The sequence below is a fragment of the Chitinimonas koreensis genome (assembly GCF_014353015.1).
Lineage (GTDB): Bacteria > Pseudomonadota > Gammaproteobacteria > Burkholderiales > Chitinimonadaceae > Chitinimonas > Chitinimonas koreensis.
In genome coordinates, this window is sequence record NZ_CP060704.1 from 4,412,256 (window position 1) to 4,426,688 (window position 14,433).

Annotated in this window: 16 protein-coding genes and 3 tRNA genes; 13 read left to right on the forward strand and 6 right to left on the reverse strand. The window is 70.6% G+C overall.

Features of this window, described 5'->3' with window-relative positions; all coding sequences use genetic code 11:
* Positions 1–194 precede the first annotated feature (194 nt).
* From H9L41_RS18500 to H9L41_RS18540, 9 genes are all read left to right on the forward strand, one after another.
* Complete coding sequence (locus H9L41_RS18500) at positions 195–428, forward strand: hypothetical protein (RefSeq protein ID WP_034606154.1); 234 nt, start codon at positions 195–197, stop codon at positions 426–428.
* Positions 429–535: 107 nt separating this feature from the next.
* Entirely contained in the window at positions 536–1,009 is a 474-nt protein-coding gene (locus H9L41_RS18505; protein ID WP_028445157.1) for a transcriptional repressor, read from the forward strand.
* Between the two features lie 106 nt (positions 1,010–1,115).
* On the forward strand, positions 1,116–1,922 hold the full coding sequence (aztA, locus tag H9L41_RS18510) for a zinc ABC transporter ATP-binding protein AztA (RefSeq protein WP_084299900.1): 807 nt from the start codon (positions 1,116–1,118) through the stop codon (positions 1,920–1,922).
* A 206-nt stretch (positions 1,923–2,128) separates the two neighbouring features.
* Positions 2,129–3,004, forward strand: coding sequence for a metal ABC transporter permease (locus H9L41_RS18515; RefSeq protein ID WP_028445155.1), 876 nt, complete (start codon positions 2,129–2,131; stop codon positions 3,002–3,004).
* A gap of 127 nt (positions 3,005–3,131) precedes the next feature.
* Positions 3,132–4,040, forward strand: coding sequence for a metal ABC transporter solute-binding protein, Zn/Mn family (locus tag H9L41_RS18520; RefSeq protein WP_028445154.1), 909 nt, complete (start codon positions 3,132–3,134; stop codon positions 4,038–4,040).
* A 192-nt stretch (positions 4,041–4,232) separates the two neighbouring features.
* The gene (locus H9L41_RS18525; RefSeq protein WP_028445153.1) at positions 4,233–4,877 is read left to right on the forward strand and encodes an ABC transporter ATP-binding protein; all 645 of its coding nucleotides are present in this window, start codon (positions 4,233–4,235) and stop codon (positions 4,875–4,877) included.
* A complete protein-coding gene (locus H9L41_RS18530) occupies positions 4,874–6,148 on the forward strand; it encodes an FtsX-like permease family protein (RefSeq protein ID WP_028445152.1) in 1,275 nt (424 codons plus the stop codon). Before H9L41_RS18525 ends, H9L41_RS18530 begins: the two co-directional genes overlap by 4 nt.
* 25 nt (positions 6,149–6,173) lie before the next feature.
* Positions 6,174–6,434, forward strand: coding sequence for a PepSY domain-containing protein (locus tag H9L41_RS18535; protein WP_028445151.1), 261 nt, complete (start codon positions 6,174–6,176; stop codon positions 6,432–6,434).
* Between the two features lie 190 nt (positions 6,435–6,624).
* Entirely contained in the window at positions 6,625–7,122 is a 498-nt protein-coding gene (locus H9L41_RS18540; protein ID WP_028445150.1) for a DUF3299 domain-containing protein, read from the forward strand.
* Positions 7,123–7,269: 147 nt separating this feature from the next.
* On the opposite strand, the gene pgeF is transcribed toward H9L41_RS18540, so the two are convergent.
* Positions 7,270–8,067 carry a peptidoglycan editing factor PgeF gene (gene pgeF, locus H9L41_RS18545; protein ID WP_373278937.1) on the reverse strand — a complete coding sequence of 266 codons (798 nt, stop codon included), beginning with the start codon at positions 8,065–8,067 and terminating at the stop codon, positions 7,270–7,272.
* Between the two features lie 254 nt (positions 8,068–8,321).
* A complete protein-coding gene (gene rluD, locus H9L41_RS18550; RefSeq protein WP_084299920.1) occupies positions 8,322–9,299 on the reverse strand; it encodes a 23S rRNA pseudouridine(1911/1915/1917) synthase RluD in 978 nt (325 codons plus the stop codon).
* On the opposite strand from rluD, the gene H9L41_RS18555 reads away from it, so the two are divergent.
* The 4 genes from H9L41_RS18555 to H9L41_RS18570 all read left to right on the forward strand — a co-directional run bounded on the left by H9L41_RS18555 (position 9,298) and on the right by H9L41_RS18570 (position 11,203).
* Positions 9,298–10,089 (forward strand): outer membrane protein assembly factor BamD, encoded by a 792-nt coding sequence (locus H9L41_RS18555; protein WP_028445147.1) that lies wholly within the window; start codon positions 9,298–9,300, stop codon positions 10,087–10,089. The two genes, rluD and H9L41_RS18555, sit on opposite strands and share 2 nt — an antisense overlap.
* 626 nt (positions 10,090–10,715) lie before the next feature.
* A tRNA-Ala gene (locus H9L41_RS18560) sits at positions 10,716–10,791 on the forward strand.
* A gap of 48 nt (positions 10,792–10,839) precedes the next feature.
* A tRNA-Glu gene (locus tag H9L41_RS18565) sits at positions 10,840–10,915 on the forward strand.
* Between the two features lie 212 nt (positions 10,916–11,127).
* Positions 11,128–11,203 (forward strand) — tRNA-Glu (locus H9L41_RS18570).
* 151 nt (positions 11,204–11,354) lie between these two features.
* Here the strand turns inward: H9L41_RS18570 and H9L41_RS18575 are convergent.
* The 4 genes from H9L41_RS18575 to H9L41_RS25130 are packed head-to-tail and all read right to left on the reverse strand — an operon-like array spanning position 11,355 to position 14,403.
* Positions 11,355–11,978 (reverse strand): trimeric intracellular cation channel family protein, encoded by a 624-nt coding sequence (locus H9L41_RS18575; RefSeq protein WP_028445146.1) that lies wholly within the window; start codon positions 11,976–11,978, stop codon positions 11,355–11,357.
* 3 nt (positions 11,979–11,981) lie between these two features.
* Positions 11,982–13,205 (reverse strand): penicillin-binding transpeptidase domain-containing protein, encoded by a 1,224-nt coding sequence (locus H9L41_RS18580; protein ID WP_308419533.1) that lies wholly within the window; start codon positions 13,203–13,205, stop codon positions 11,982–11,984.
* Positions 13,202–13,576, reverse strand: a complete 375-nt coding sequence (locus H9L41_RS25125) for a hypothetical protein (protein WP_265583836.1) — start codon at positions 13,574–13,576, stop codon at positions 13,202–13,204. Before H9L41_RS25125 ends, H9L41_RS18580 begins: the two co-directional genes overlap by 4 nt.
* The gene (locus tag H9L41_RS25130) at positions 13,573–14,403 is read right to left on the reverse strand and encodes a transglycosylase domain-containing protein (RefSeq protein ID WP_265583837.1); all 831 of its coding nucleotides are present in this window, start codon (positions 14,401–14,403) and stop codon (positions 13,573–13,575) included. The genes H9L41_RS25125 and H9L41_RS25130 overlap by 4 nt, the downstream gene beginning before the upstream one ends.
* Between the last annotated feature and the right edge of the window lie 30 nt (positions 14,404–14,433).

Consider the following 14,433-nt stretch of genomic DNA (forward strand, 5'->3'; position numbering starts at 1 on the left):
ATTGGCGCAGCCCGTTGGCCTTTATGCAGGAGCGGCTTCAGCAGCGAATGGCGGCAGCAGGAACCGGACGGCGATCTCTCCGCCATTCGCGGCCGAAGCCGCTTCTACATGGGGAGGCCCCCGCGGCAGCGCGGGCTCCCCGGTTGAAGCCGCCGCCCGATTGCGCCACGATCGCGTCCCCGCCAGGAGAATCCATGCTCATCGCCGCCATCGCCTACCTCTACGTGATCGGCATCGTCGCCGTCGTCAGCATCGCCGGCGGCCACGTCGCATCGGGCATCTTCACGCTGCTGTTCGCCGGCGTGCTGCCGACCTGGCTGGCGCTGACCATCGTCCGCCGCAAGCAGTTGAACCGGCTGGCGCAATTCCGCGAACGGCAGGCGGCCGAGGCGGCGCAGGCGGAAACCGGCGCCGATCCGCAGGACTGAACCGGGCCGGAACTCGCCGCAATCGTGCCGGACGTAAAGGAAAGGCTTGCCTTGCCAGCCGAATTGTTACGTTATAACATCAATTCACCATTCGAACCTCGACCGCCATGCCCTGCACTCATGCCCACGATCTCGACCAGCAGCTGCTCGCCGCCACGCGCAGGTGCGCCGCGCGCGGCGAGAAGCTGACCGATCAGCGCCGCGAGGTGCTGGCGCTGCTGCTGGCGGCACCCGGCGCGATGAAGGCCTACGACCTCCTGGCCGCGATCCAGAAGCAGAAGCCGACCGCGGCGCCGCCGACGGTCTACCGCGCGCTGGACTTCCTGGTGGCGGCCGGCCTCGCCCACAAGCTCGATTCCAAGAACGCCTTCGTCGCCTGCCACGACTTCGAGCATCCGCACCACGGCGTGATGCTGATCTGCGACAGCTGCGACTCGGTGACCGAGCTCAGCGACGACACGCTGGAAGCGCGGCTGGCCGAGGATGCCGCCGCCTTCGGCTTCGCAGTGGCGACCCAGGACATCGAGGTAAAGGGCCTGTGCAGCAACTGCCGCAACCCGCCCGGCAAGGACGCGGCATGAAGCGCACCCGACTGATCGCGCTGTCGGCGCTGCAGCGCGTGCTGCTGGTGCTGCCGCTGCTGGCCGTGCTGTGGGCGCTGGTCGGCTGGGCGCTGGGGGATGCGACATGAACGCGCGCCACGACCACCATCGTCACGATCATCACGGTCACGACCACGGCCAGCCCGCCGCCACCCGGCCCGGGCTGCTGCGGCTGGACAACCTGACGCTGACCTACCACCGCCACCCGGTGGTCCACCACGTCTCCGGCAGCTTCGCCGCCGGCCGGACCACCGCCATCGTCGGTCCCAACGGCGCCGGCAAGAGCACGCTGATGAAGGCGCTGGCCGGCCTGATGGCGCCGCACCACGGCCGCGTCGAGCGCGGCGCGCTGAAACCGCGCGAACTGGCCTACCTGCCGCAGCAGGCCGCCATCGCGCGCGATTTCCCGCTGTCGGTGCTCGACGTGGTGCTGCTCGGCGACTGGCGCGGCTCGGGCTGGTTCGGCCGGGTCAGCCGCACCGCGCGCGCCAATGCCGAGACCGCGCTCGAGCGGGTCGGCCTGGCCGGCTTCGGCGCGCGTTCGCTCGACGAGCTGTCGGCCGGCCAGTTCCAGCGCGTGCTGTTCGCCCGGCTGTTGCTGCAGGACGCCAAGGTGATCCTGCTGGACGAGCCGTTCACCGCGCTCGACGCGCGCACCACCGCCGACCTGCTCGGCCTGGTCGCCGCCTGGCACGGCGAAGGCCGCACGGTGATCGCGGTGCTGCACGACTACGAGCAGGTGCGCAGCCATTTCGCCGAGACGCTGCTGCTGGCCAAGGAATGCATCGCCTGGGGCCCGACCGCCGAGGTGCTGACGCCGACCAACCTGGCGCGCGCCAACGGCGTGCCGGTGGGCTGGGACGAACGGGCGCCGGTGTGCGGAAGGCCGTGAAACGTGAAAGGTGAAGCGTGAAATGTGGACCCCATCCCCAGCCTACGCCGGCCGCCCCAACCCTCCCCTTGAAGGGGAGGGAGCCCGATTGCGACACGTCTGACGATCACCGCCACCCGAAACCGCTGCGCCCGACTCCTCCCCCTTCACGGGGAGGCCGGGAGGGGACGGGTTCCATCTTTCACATTTCACGTTTCACCTTTCACATGTCTTCCATGTACGCATTGCTCTGGCAACCCTTCGCCGAATTCGCCTTCATGCGCCACGCCCTGGTCGGCTGCCTGGCGCTCGCGCTCGGCTGCGCGCCGGTCGGGCTGTTCCTGGTCCTGCGGCGCATGAGCCTGGTCGGCGATGCGATGAGCCACGCCATCCTGCCCGGCGCCGCCATCGCCTTCATCGCCTACGGCCTGTCGCTCACCGCGATGAGCATCGGCGGGCTGATCGCCGGCCTGGTGGTGATCCTCGCCGCCGGCCTGGTCACCCGCGCCACCCAACTCAAGGAAGATGCCAGCTTCGCCGCCTTCTACCTGGTCTCGCTGGCCGCCGGCGTGCTGCTGGTGTCGCGCTGGGGCAGCAACGTCGACCTGATGCACATCCTGTTCGGCACCGTGCTGGCGGTCGACGACAGCGCGCTGCTGTTCCTCGCCGGCGTGGCCACCGTCACCCTGCTGGCGCTGGCGCTGCTCTACCGCGCGCTGGTGCTCGAGAGCTTCGATCCCGACTTCCTGCGCAGCATGGGCGGCGGCGGCGCCTGGGCCCACTTCGCCTTCCTGGTGCTGGTGGTGCTGAACCTGGTGGCCGGCTTCCAGGCGCTCGGCACGCTGATGGCAGTGGGCCTGATGATGCTGCCGGCCGCCAGCAGCCGGCTGTGGGCCGCCTCGCTGCCGGCCATGCTGGCCATCGCGCTGGCGATCGCGCTGGTCGCGGGCTACGCCGGCCTGCTGGTGTCCTACCACGGCGACCTGCCGTCCGGCCCCTGCATCATCCTCACCGCCGGCCTCGCCTATTTCGCCTCGCTGCTGCTGGGCCGCCGCGGCGGCCTGCTATGGCGCTGGTGGCGCGGCCGCCACCTGGAAGCCTGATCCGCGCCAGGCCCCCGGACATCCGCAGGCGCGGCCGGCCCGCATCGGGCTCCAGCTGCGAATGCCGCTGCCCGCGCCTACGCCCACCCGCTTTTCGACCCTATTTTTTCGCTTCGGAGCATTGCGCATGAAAACCCTGCTGCTCGCCTTCCTCGCCACGCTGGGCCTCGCCGCCCAGGCCGCCGCCCCGCTGCCGGTGGTGGCCTCCTTCAGCATCCTCGGCGACCTGGTGCACGAGGTCGGCGGCGACAAGGTCGCTGTCACCACCCTGGTCGGTCCCGACGGCGACGCCCACGTCTACCAGCCCACGCCGCAGGATGGCCGCGCGCTGGCCGGCGCGCGCCTCTTGGTGGTGAACGGCCTCGGCTTCGAAGGCTGGATCGACCGGTTGGCCCGCGCCAGCGCCTACAAGGGGCCGCGCGTAGTGGCCAGCGCGAAGGTGGTCGCCCAGCAGATGGAGGCGGACGAGCACGAGCACGGCCACGACGATCACGATCATGGCCGACTCGATCCGCATGCCTGGCAGGACCCGGCCCGGGTGCGCCAGTACGTCGCCAACATCGCCGCGGGCCTGGCCGCCGCCGATCCGGCCAACGCCGCCTATTACAAGGTCCGCGCTGCCGACTACGACCGCTCGCTGCGCGCGCTCGAACAATGGGCGGCCGAGCAGATCGGCAGCATCCCGCCGGCGCAGCGCAAGGTCATCACCTCGCACGACGCCTTCGGCTACCTCGGCCGCCGCTTCGGCATCGCCTTCCTGGCGCCGCAGGGCGTGAGCACCGATTCGGAAGCCTCGGCTCGGATGGTCGGCGCGCTGATCCGGCAGATCCGCCAGGAACGCATCGGCGCGGTGTTCGTCGAGAACATCAGCAATCCCAAGCTGCTGGAACAGATCGGCCGCGAAACCGGCGTACAGATCGGCGCCCAGCTGTATTCGGACGCGCTGTCGGGCCCAGCCGGACCGGCGTCAACTTATCTCACGATGATGCGTTACAACATCGGCCAGCTGGTGGCCGGCATGAAGCGGAACCGCTAGCGCCGCAAGGCTGCAATGCGGCGCCGCTACCGTGGCGCACCGGTGGCGGCGGGCGGCCGCCTCCGCAGGTCGGACTTCAGCCCGACTGCGATCGCTCCGGCAGCGTAGGTCGGGCATGAAGCCCGACCTACGACCCCGCCATCGCAACCCGCCATTGACGAAGTTCGACTTCCACTCGAGGACCGCCGCACCGTGTTCCAGCTCGCTTCGCTTCGCCACCACTACGCCGGCGGCACGCCGCTGGCCTTCCCCGACTGGTCGCTGCCGCAGGGCGGCCAGGCCGTGCTGGTCGGCCCGTCGGGCAGCGGCAAGACCACGCTGCTGTCGCTGCTGGCCGGCATGCTCCGGCCGGCCGCAGGCCAGCTGGCCGTAGCCGGCCAGGACATCGGCCGGCTCGGCGGCGCCGCGCTCGACCGCTTCCGCGGCCGCCACATCGGCCTGGTGCCGCAGCGGCCCCACCTGATCGCCAGCCTCACCGTGGCCGAGAACCTGACGCTGGCGCAGTACCTGGCCCGGCTGCCGCAGGACATGGCGCGCGTGGCCAACGTGCTGGCCCGGCTCGGCCTGGCCGAGCTCGCCGCACGGCGGCCGCACCAGTTGTCGCAGGGCCAGGCCCAGCGCGCCGCGATCGGCCGAGCGGTGGTCAACCGGCCGCGCCTCTTGCTGGCCGACGAACCGACCGCCAACCTCGACGACGAGGCGACCGCCGACGTGCTGGCGCTGCTGCGGCGCGAAGCCGAGGCGGTCGGCGCCACGCTGCTGATCGCCAGCCACGACGGCCGGCTCAAGGCCGAATTCGCCGAACGCTTCACCCTGGTCCGCGGAGGCGCCGCATGAACATCGCCCGCCTCGCCCTCAAGCAGGTCGCCGCGCGGCCGCTGATGAGCGGTCTCAACGTGCTGCTGCTCGCGCTCGGCCTCGCCAGCATCGCGCTGCTGATGCTGTTCGACGCGCAACTGGAGGAGCGGCTGGTCAGCAACGCGCGCGGCATCGACCTGGTGGTCGGCGCCAAGGGCAGCCCGCTGCAGCTGATCCTGTCGACCGTCTACCACGCCGACATCCCGACCGGGAACATCCTCAAGCGCGAGGCCGACAAGCTGGCCCGCCATCCGCTGGTGGCGCGCGCGATTCCGCTGGCGCTGGGCGACAACCTGCAGGGCTTCCGCATCGTCGGCACCAGCCGCGACTACCCGGCGCTGTACGGCGCCAGGCTGGCCGCCGGCCGCTGGTGGGATCTCAGCATGGAGGCGGTGCTCGGCGCCCGGGTCGCAGCGCGCACCGGCCTCGGGCCCGGCCAGGAATTCGCCAGCCAGCACGGCCTGGCGCCGGGCGGCCATATGCACGACGACAATATGTACCAGGTGGTCGGCGTGCTCGCGCCGACCGGCACCATACTCGACGAGCTGGTGCTGACCACGCCGCAGAGCGTGTGGGACCTGCACGAGGGCCACGACCGCACCAGCAACCCGGCCTATGCGCCCGAGAACAGCCTGGCCACGCCGAACGCCGCCGCGGACGGGGATGACGAAGACGAGGACGACGGCAAGCCGCGCGAGTACACCGCGCTGCTGCTGCAGTACAAGACGCCGCTGGCGGTGCTGGCGCTGCCGCGCCAGATCAACGCCCAGACCGCGCTGCAGGCCGCCTCGCCGGCGATGGAATCGGCGCGGCTGCTGCACGTGGTCGGCATCGGCCTCGACGCCTTCCGCGCCTTCGCCGGCATCCTGATCGTCTCGGCCGGCCTGTCGGTCTTCGTCGCGCTGTATACCGCGCTAGAGGCGCGCCGTTTCGACCTGGCGGTGATGCGCATGCTCGGCGCCAGCCGGCTGCGGCTGTTCGCCAGCGTGCTGCTCGAAGGCCTCCTGCTGGCCGCCGGCGCGGTGCTGCTGGCGCTGGCCCTGGCGCACGGCGCGGCCGAACTGGCCGGCCGGCTCGAACTGGCCGGCCGGCTCGAACTGGCGCCCGGCCTCGCGCTCACCGGCCGCATCTGGCTGTGGCAGGAGACCTGGCTGGCGCTGCTGGCGCTGGCAGTCGGCCTGTTCGCCGCCCTGCTGCCCGCCATCCAGGCCTACCGCACCCAGATCGCCAGCGTGCTGGCCGAACGTTGATCACCCACCCGACCGGAGCCTCACCATGCGCATCGCCCCTGCCCTGACGACCTGCCTGCTCGCCACCGCCTGCCTGGCCCACGACGAAACGCCCTGCACCTCCGAAGCCGAAGCCAAGTGGCAGCCGCTGTCGGCCGCGGTGAAGAAGGCCGAATCGCTCGGCCATCAACCCAAGGTCGCCGAAATCCATCACAAGTGTTATGAAGTACGTGGAAAAACCAAGGACGGCCAGCGTTTCGAGCTGATCCTGAACCCGGTCACGCTCGAACCGCGTCCGGCCAAGTAGGAAAGCGCCGACTTGTTCGAAGGCTTGGCCTTCAGCCCATCACCCGGCAACGCCGGGTGATGGTCGGGCATGTATGATCCAATGATTCCTTCCTGTTTTATTCCACCCCCACAGCCCCCGCCGCGGGAAACCGCGCCAAGGCGCGTCGGTGGAATGAATCAGCGCTTTAGCCATCCATCGGAGATCCGCCATGCTGCGTCCCGCCCTCGCCCTGCTCGCCGCCGGCCTCGCGCTGGCAGCCGATCCTTCGAGCCTGCCGGCCGGACCGGCTCCGGTGGGCGGCGCCGGCTTCGGCGTCACCGCGCCGTCGGGCAAGCCGCTGGCCGACCGCGGCGGCTTCGTGTCGTGGAACCTGCTGGCCCAGGTCGAAGCGGTGCCGCAGGGCAATACCCACGTGCCGCGATTCGACCCGGCGATCCGCAAGCTCGACCGCAAGACGGTCAAACTGCAGGGTTTCATGCTGCCGCTGGGCATGGGCGAGATGCAAAACCACTTCGTGCTGACCGCCACGCCGCCGACCTGCGCCTATTGCCTGCCGGGCGGCCCCGATTCGGTGATCGAGGTGAAGACTGCCACCCCGGTGCGCTTCGGCTACGAGCCGATCGCCATCGCCGGCAAGTTCGAGCTGCTGAGCAACGATCCGATGGGGCTGTACTACCGCATCACCGAGGCCAAGCCGATCAACTAGCGGGATCGGCGGCGCCGGCGCCTCGGCGCGGATAGCAGTCGTACGACGCGCCGGCGGCCGATCGAATCGTTCGATCGGCCGCCGGTGTCGCATTCAGCGACCGCGGGGATGGCAGCAGGCCGGGAGCCTGCAGGAAGGGCCGGCCGTTCAGGCCTCCGGCTCGATCCACACCAGCGCCGCCATGCGGCCGGTGGTGCAGTCGCGCCGGTAGGAGAAGAAGCGCGCCCGATCGCTCACCGTGCACAAACCGCCGCCGTGCACGCTCCGCACGCCGGCCGCGGCCAGCCGTTGGCGCGCCAGCAGGTAGAGATCGCACCACCATTTGCCGGCCGATTCGCCGGGACGGAAAGCCTCGGCCGCAGCCTCGCCGTGCGCCATGAAGGCGGTGCGCACCTCGTCGCCGACCTCGAAGGCATCCGGCCCGATCGCCGGCCCGAGCCAGGCCACGATGCGCGCCGGCTCGCCGAGCCGCGCCACCGTCGCCTCCAGCACGCCGTCGCACAGCCCGCGCCAGCCGGCATGGGCGGCGCCGACCGCGCTGCCGTCGTCGCGCGCGAACAGCACCGGCAGGCAGTCGGCCGTCATCACCGTGCAGACCGCGCCGGGGCCGAACGCCACCGAGGCATCGGCCATCGGCGGCAACAGGCCCTTCTCGGTCGCATCGACCACGTTGGTGCCGTGCACCTGGGTCAGCCAGGCCGGCTCGGCCGGCAACACCGCCGCCAGCGCGGCGCGGTTGGCGGCGACCGCGGCCGGATCGTCGCGCACATGGGTGCCGAGGTTGAAGCTCTCGTACGGCGCCGCACTCACGCCGCCCTGCCGCGTCGTCACCAGCGCGCGCACGCGCGCCGGCACCGGCCAGTCGGGCAGCAGCGCATGGGCCAGCCAATCGGCCGTCGCCGTCAGGTTTTCGCGCTTCGCCATCTTCTTGATCCCCTTGTTCATCGCCGGGCTCCCGCGTGTGCGGCGAGCCGGTCGCCGGGCGGCGCCGCGCGCCAGCCGCGGACCGCCCTGTTTCCGCATCGTCCGGGCATGTTACGCCGCGGACCCTGCCTACCCTATGCGCCAAAGTACCACCGCTCCGGCCATACCGGTATCGTCCACACGGCTGAGGCCACGGTCGGCCGACGGCCGCAGCAAGGCCTCGCGGACGGGCCTGGAACGCCGCGCCGGCACGGGGCTACAAGGGGTGACTGGGGTCAGGCCGATTCGTGCCGCAGCGCGTCGACCAGCGCCGCAAAATCGACGGACGGCGGGCTGGACCATTGCAGGGTCTCGCCGCTGTCGGGGTGGACCAGCGCCAGCCGCGCCGCGTGCAATGCCTGGCGCCGCAGGCCGGCCAGCGCCGCCGCCACCTCGTCCGACACCGGCAGCGCGCGGCCGCCGTAGACCGGGTCGGCCGCCAGCGGATGGCCGATGTGCGCCATGTGGACGCGGATCTGGTGGGTACGGCCGGTCTCGAGCCGGCATTCGACCAGGGTATGGCGCGCATAGCGCTCGAGCACGCCGAAATGGGTGACGGCCGGCTTGCCGTTGGGCACCACCGCCATGCGCAGCCGGTCGCGCGGATGGCGGCCGATCGGCGCGTCGACCGTGCCGTCGGCGGCCAGCACGCCCTGCGCTACCGCCAGGTAGTGGCGCTTCACGCTGCGCGCCTGCAACTGGCGCACCAGCTCGGTCTGCGCCTTCAGCGTGCGCGCCACCACCATCAGCCCGCTGGTGTCCTTGTCGAGCCGGTGCACGATGCCGGCGCGCGGCACGCCGGCGAGCTCGGGATAGCGGTGCAGCAGGCCGTTGAGCAGGGTTCCCGACCAATTTCCGGCGGCCGGGTGAACCACCAGGCCGGCCGGCTTGTCGATGACGACGAGCGCGGCGTCCTCGTGGATCACCGGGAATTCGACCGGCTCGGGCTGGAAAGCCTGGGTCTCGGGATCGGGCTCGGCGTCGACCTCGACGGTCTCGCCGCCCCACACGCGGGTCTTGGGGCTGGCCGCCTTGCCGTCGAGCCGGGCCTTGCCCTGCTCGATCCAGCGCGCCAGGCGGCTGCGCGAGTAGTCGGGCATCAGCTTGGCCAGCACGGCGTCGAGCCGACCGCCGGCGCAATCGGTCGGCACGCTGACGCGTAGCGTCGCGTCCGACTCGCTATAATCATCGGCTTCGATATCGGAGTGTTCCATGAAGCGCATTCTACCTTTCCTCGCCGCCGCCCTCGTGCTGTCGGCCTGCGGCACCACGCCGAAGAACCCCGGCGAGGAAAACCCGGGCGCCAGCGCCGAAGAGATGTACCGCGAGGCCAAGCAGGAACTGGAGTCCGGCAACTACAACCGCTCGGTCAAGCAGTTCGAAGCGCTGCAGGCACGCTACCCGTACGGCCGCTACGCCCAGCAGGCCGAGCTCGAAGTGGCCTACGCCAACTACAAGGACCAGGAACCCGAACTCGCGCTGGCCGCGATCGACCGCTTCCTCAAGGCCCACCCGACCCATCCGAATGCCGACTACGCGCTCTACCTCAAGGGACTGGTCAACTTCATCGAAGATCGCTCGCTGTTCGCCAGCCTGGCCAAGCAGGACATGTCCGAGCGCGACCCCAAGGCCGCGCGCGAGTCGTTCGAGGCGTTCCGCGACCTGGTCACCCGCTACCCGCAGAGCCGCTACGCGCCCGACGCGCGCGACCGCATGGCCTACCTGGTCACTGCGCTGGCCGACGGCGAGCTGCACGTCGCCCGCTACTACTACAAGCGCGGCGCCTACCTCGCCGCCGCCAACCGCGCCAAGGCCGTGATCGAGCGCTATTCCAACACCGACCGCGTCGAGACCGCGCTGGTGGTGATGATCGCCGCCTACGACAAGCTCGGCCAGCCCGAGCTGCGCGACGATGCGCGCCGGGTGCTGGCGCAGAACTACCCGCAGAGCAAGCTGACTCCGGACGAGATTTTCGCCGATGGGGCATGGTGGAAGCTCTGGTGATCGCCGGGTCTTAATGCTCGCAGGCGGTAATCAACGTTCAGTGCAGGCGCCCGGCAAAGCCGGGCGCTTTTCATTTGTGATGGCTGAACCGGTCCGGCGATCCTTGATCCACCCCGACTCCCCCGCCCTCGTCGCTGCGAGGGAGCCTCGCTTCGCTCGCCGGGCTCTTCTAATCACATTGAGGCTCACCAACGATTGGTACAGCGTTCGGCATAGCCGGCCGTTAACGGACAGTGAGCCCCGACCATCCGGCTCGCCTTGATTTACCCCGACTCCCCCCGCCCTCGCCGCCGCGAGGGGCCTCGCATCGCTCGCCGGGCGCTTCTTTCCGCCTCGGCGGTTGCACAGGCGATTAATGCAGCGCCCGGCCCAGCCGGGCGTCAACGGGCAGTAGATCTCGGCCATCCGGCTCGTCTTGATTCATCCCTACTCCCCTGCCCTCGCCGCCGCGAGGGAGCGTCGCTTCGCTCGTGGGTGACCGTTCATCCGTTTGCTTCTGCCCATCGAATGATCCGGGCCGGAGCAAGCTCTTCGACGAAAATGCGTGACAGGGGGTTTACAAGATCGATCGACCTCCTTATGATGCGCGTCTCTTCGCCGCCGGCCATGCCGGAAGCGAGTCGAGTGGGGGTATAGCTCAGCTGGGAGAGCGCTTGCATGGCATGCAAGAGGTCAGCGGTTCGATCCCGCTTACCTCCACCAAAGTTCGATAGATTCCGCGGTCGCCAGCCGCTGGATCGCAAGGCCAAAGTCCCCATCGTCTAGAGGCCTAGGACACCGCCCTTTCACGGCGATAACCGGGGTTCGAATCCCCGTGGGGACGCCAATACCGAAGTCGGCTTGGCGTTGTACGCACCAGGCAGCACTTCACCCGGAACCTGGTTCCGGCGCAACGCAAGGTTGCGAGCAGCAAAATTTGGGGTATAGCTCAGCTGGGAGAGCGCTTGCATGGCATGCAAGAGGTCATCGGTTCGATCCCGTTTACCTCCACCAAAATTCGAATCGTCCGCTCCGGTGGCGAACGATTCGTAGGCCAAAGTCCCCATCGTCTAGAGGCCTAGGACACCGCCCTTTCACGGCGATAACCGGGGTTCGAATCCCCGTGGGGACGCCACAACAGAGAACGGCCTGGCAGCGATGTCAGGCCGTTTTTCCATTTCCATTTCCGCACAGGACCGGGGTCATCCCGGTCATCCCGGTCATCCCGGCAGCGTGCATATCCGACGCCGCTGCCGGAATGAATTCCGACCTGCCACCCCACATCGCTAGTCGAACCCGCGGATCGTCTCGTCGCCGAAGCGCGGCAGCTGCCAGTCGAAGCGCAGCGCGCACAGCCGCAGCGCCAGGCCGGCCACGAAAGCCGCCGCCAGCGTCGCGGTCGCGCCGACGCCGAGCAGCGGCAGGCCGAGGTACAGCGCGCCGCACAGCAGCGACACGCTGGCATAGAGCTCGCGCTGCAACACCAGCGGGATCTCGTTGCACAGCACGTCGCGCAACAGGCCGCCGAAGATGCCGGTGATCAGGCCCGATACCAGCACGATGCTGGTCGGCAGCCCCTGGCTCGCCGCGATGTCGCAGCCGAGCACGGTAAAGGCGACCAGGCCCAGCGCGTCGACCACCAGGAAGGGCATGCGCAGCTTGTGCAGCCGGCGCGCCGCCACGGCGGTGAGCGCCGCCGCGCCGGCGGTCAGCAGCAGGTATTCGGGATGGGCGATCCAGCCCAGCGGATAGTGGCCCAGCAGCACGTCGCGCACCGTGCCGCCGCCGAGCGCGGCGACGGTACCGACCAGGCAGATGCCGAACAGGTCCATGCCGCGGCGCATGCCCATCAGCGCGCCCGACATGGCCTCGGCGACGATGGCCAGCAGGTAGAGTCCGTGCAGCGACATGATTCAATCCTCTCGTTCGGAAAACAGTTCCAGGATGGCCGCGCGCTCGGCCGCGGCCTCGTCGGCCACGGGATCGGCACTGGCCGCGGCCTGGGCAGGCACGATCGAGGCCGGCGGACCGCCGGCTGGCGCGGTTTCGGCCACCGTGGCGCCGGTCGCCGCGCCGGCCTGCTGCATCGGCCGCGCGCAATCGAACTCGCTGCGGATGTAGGGCGGCAGCCCGTCGAGGCAGCGGCCGTCGAGGTATTCAGCGTAAACATAGTCGCCGTCGAACGGTACCAGCCCGTCCGGCAGCACCGCCGGCTCGATCGGGCGGCCGCGCAGCGCCACCTTCATGTAGTCGGTCCACACCGGCAGCGCCAGGCCGGCGCCGGTGGCGCGCGCGCCGAGGCTGCGCGGCCGGTCGTAGCCGAGCCAGACCACCGAGACCACGCCGCCGGCATAGCCGGCGAACCAGGCGTCGCGCGACTGGTTCGAGGTGCCGGTCTTGCCGGCCAGGTCGTCGCGGCCGAGCACGCGGGCGGCACGGCCGGTGCCGTCGCGCACCGCCTCGCGCAGCATGCTGTCCATCAGGTAGGCGTTGCGGGCCGATACCACCCGCGTGGCGGCCGGCTTCGACCTTGCCCGGTAGTAGACGTGGCCGCTGCGGTCGCGCACCTCGCGGATCAGGCGCGAAGCCACCCGGCAGCCGCCGTTGGCGAACACCGCATAGGCTTCCGCCATCTGCAGCGGCGTGGCGGCGCCGGCACCGAGCGCCAGCGGCAGGCTGGCCGGGTTGCGCGCCGGCTCGAAGCCGAAGCGGCCGGCGAAATCCTGCACGTAGTCGGCACCGCTGGCCTGCAGCAGGCTGACCGCCACCAGGTTCTTCGAGCGCGCCAGGCCGCGCCGCACCGGGATGAAGCCGTCGTAGCGATCGCCGTAGTTGCGCGGCTGCCAGGCGCGTGCGCCGGTCTCGGCCGGGCTCAGCAGGCGGCGCGTGTCGTCGACCAGGGTGTCGGGGAAGTAGCCCTTCTCCAGCGCGGCCGAGTAGACGAAGGGCTTGAAGCTCGAGCCGGGCTGGCGATAGGCCTGGCTGGCGTGGTCGTACTGGTTGCGGCCGAAATCGAAGCCGCCGACCAGCGCGATCACCTCGCCGCTGGCGGCATCGAGCGAGACCAGCGCGCCCTCGGCGCCGGGCAGCCGCAGCGCCGTCCAGCGGCCGTCGATGCCTTGCCGGACATGGATCACGCTGCCGGCTTCCAGTGCGGCGGCCCGTGCCCCAGGGCGACGCGGCGGCCGTCGCGCAGCAGCGCCTCGCCACCGGGCGCGACCCAGGCGGCGCGCAGCTCGCCGCTGTCGGGCCAGGCCGCCAGCGCGGCGGCCGCCTGCGCCGGCGTGGCGCCGCCGGCCGGCCAGTCGACATGGCCCTCGCCGAGGCGCCCTCCGCCCTGTTCGTGCGCCAGCAGCGCGGTGCGCAGGGCCGCGTCGGCCGCACGCTGCTCGGGCATGCGCAAGGTGGTGAACACGTCGAGCCCGCTGGCATAGGCCGCCTGCTCGCCGTAGCGCGCCACCACCTCCTGCCGCACCTGCTCCACCGCGTAGGCCGCTTCGCGCGTCACGCCGGCACCGCGCGGGCCAGCGCCAGGCGCTCGTCGACCGCGCTGCGGTAGTCGCGGCCGTCGATCCAGCCGAGCTCCAGCATGCGCCGCAGGATGTACTGCTGGCGCTGGCGCGCGCGCAGCGGATCGCTGACCGGGTTGTAGGCCGACGGCGCCTTGGGCAGGCCGGCCAGCATCGCCGACTCGGCCAGGCTCAGCTGCGCGACCGGCTTGCCGAAGTAGATGTTGGCCGCCGCGGCGAAACCGTAGGCGCGCTCGCCGAGGTAGATCTGGTTCATGTAGCGCTCGAGCAGGCGGTCCTTGCTGTAGGTCTGCTCGAGCCGCCAGGCCAGGCGGATTTCCTGCAGCTTGCGCCGGTAGGTCTTCTCCCGGCCCAGGTAGAGGTTGCGCGCCAGTTGCATGGTGATGGTGCTGGCGCCCTGGCCGTGGCGGCCGTGCAGCAGGTTGGCCCAGGCGGCGCGGGCCAGGCCCTGCCAGTCGACGCCGTCGTGCTCGTAGAAGCGCGCGTCCTCGATCGCCAGCACCGCCTGGCGCAGTTGGGCCGGCATCTCCGCCAGCGGGGTCAGCTCGCGCCGCTCCTCGCCGTATTCGGCCAGCAGTTCGCCGTCGCTCGAGTAGATGCGCAAGGGCTGGGCCGGCCGCTGCAGCGCCAGGCCGTCCACCGACGGCAGCGGCGGCAGATCGCGCAGCAGCCAGGCGGCGGCGGCAGCCACGCCGATGCCGGCCAGCAGCATCAAGCACAGGGCGGCGAGCACGATGCGGCGCAGCAGGCGACGGCGGGCAGGCGGCGGCGGGGCGGGCTGCGGAGTGGGTCTGTTCAGGCGCATGGGCTGTGCTCCTCGTCTCGATCGGATAGC

What these genes read in the sequence shown, in the direction of transcription:
- H9L41_RS18575 (WP_028445146.1), bottom strand. Translation starts at nt 11,978, where the DNA reads ATGTCGCTGCACGGACTCTACCTGCTGGCCATCGTCGCCGAGGCCATG.
- H9L41_RS18535 (WP_028445151.1), top strand. Translation starts at nt 6,174, where the DNA reads ATGCGCATCGCCCCTGCCCTGACGACCTGCCTGCTCGCCACCGCCTGC.
- rluD (WP_084299920.1), bottom strand. Translation starts at nt 9,299, where the DNA reads ATGGAACACTCCGATATCGAAGCCGATGATTATAGCGAGTCGGACGCG.
- H9L41_RS25130 (WP_265583837.1), bottom strand. Translation starts at nt 14,403, where the DNA reads ATGCGCCTGAACAGACCCACTCCGCAGCCCGCCCCGCCGCCGCCTGCC.
- H9L41_RS18530 (WP_028445152.1), top strand. Translation starts at nt 4,874, where the DNA reads ATGAACATCGCCCGCCTCGCCCTCAAGCAGGTCGCCGCGCGGCCGCTG.
- H9L41_RS18555 (WP_028445147.1), top strand. Translation starts at nt 9,298, where the DNA reads ATGAAGCGCATTCTACCTTTCCTCGCCGCCGCCCTCGTGCTGTCGGCC.
- H9L41_RS18520 (WP_028445154.1), top strand. Translation starts at nt 3,132, where the DNA reads ATGAAAACCCTGCTGCTCGCCTTCCTCGCCACGCTGGGCCTCGCCGCC.
- H9L41_RS18540 (WP_028445150.1), top strand. Translation starts at nt 6,625, where the DNA reads ATGCTGCGTCCCGCCCTCGCCCTGCTCGCCGCCGGCCTCGCGCTGGCA.
- H9L41_RS18505 (WP_028445157.1), top strand. Translation starts at nt 536, where the DNA reads ATGCCCTGCACTCATGCCCACGATCTCGACCAGCAGCTGCTCGCCGCC.
- H9L41_RS18515 (WP_028445155.1), top strand. Translation starts at nt 2,129, where the DNA reads ATGTCTTCCATGTACGCATTGCTCTGGCAACCCTTCGCCGAATTCGCC.
- aztA (WP_084299900.1), top strand. Translation starts at nt 1,116, where the DNA reads ATGAACGCGCGCCACGACCACCATCGTCACGATCATCACGGTCACGAC.
- pgeF (WP_373278937.1), bottom strand. Translation starts at nt 8,067, where the DNA reads ATGAACAAGGGGATCAAGAAGATGGCGAAGCGCGAAAACCTGACGGCG.
- H9L41_RS18500 (WP_034606154.1), top strand. Translation starts at nt 195, where the DNA reads ATGCTCATCGCCGCCATCGCCTACCTCTACGTGATCGGCATCGTCGCC.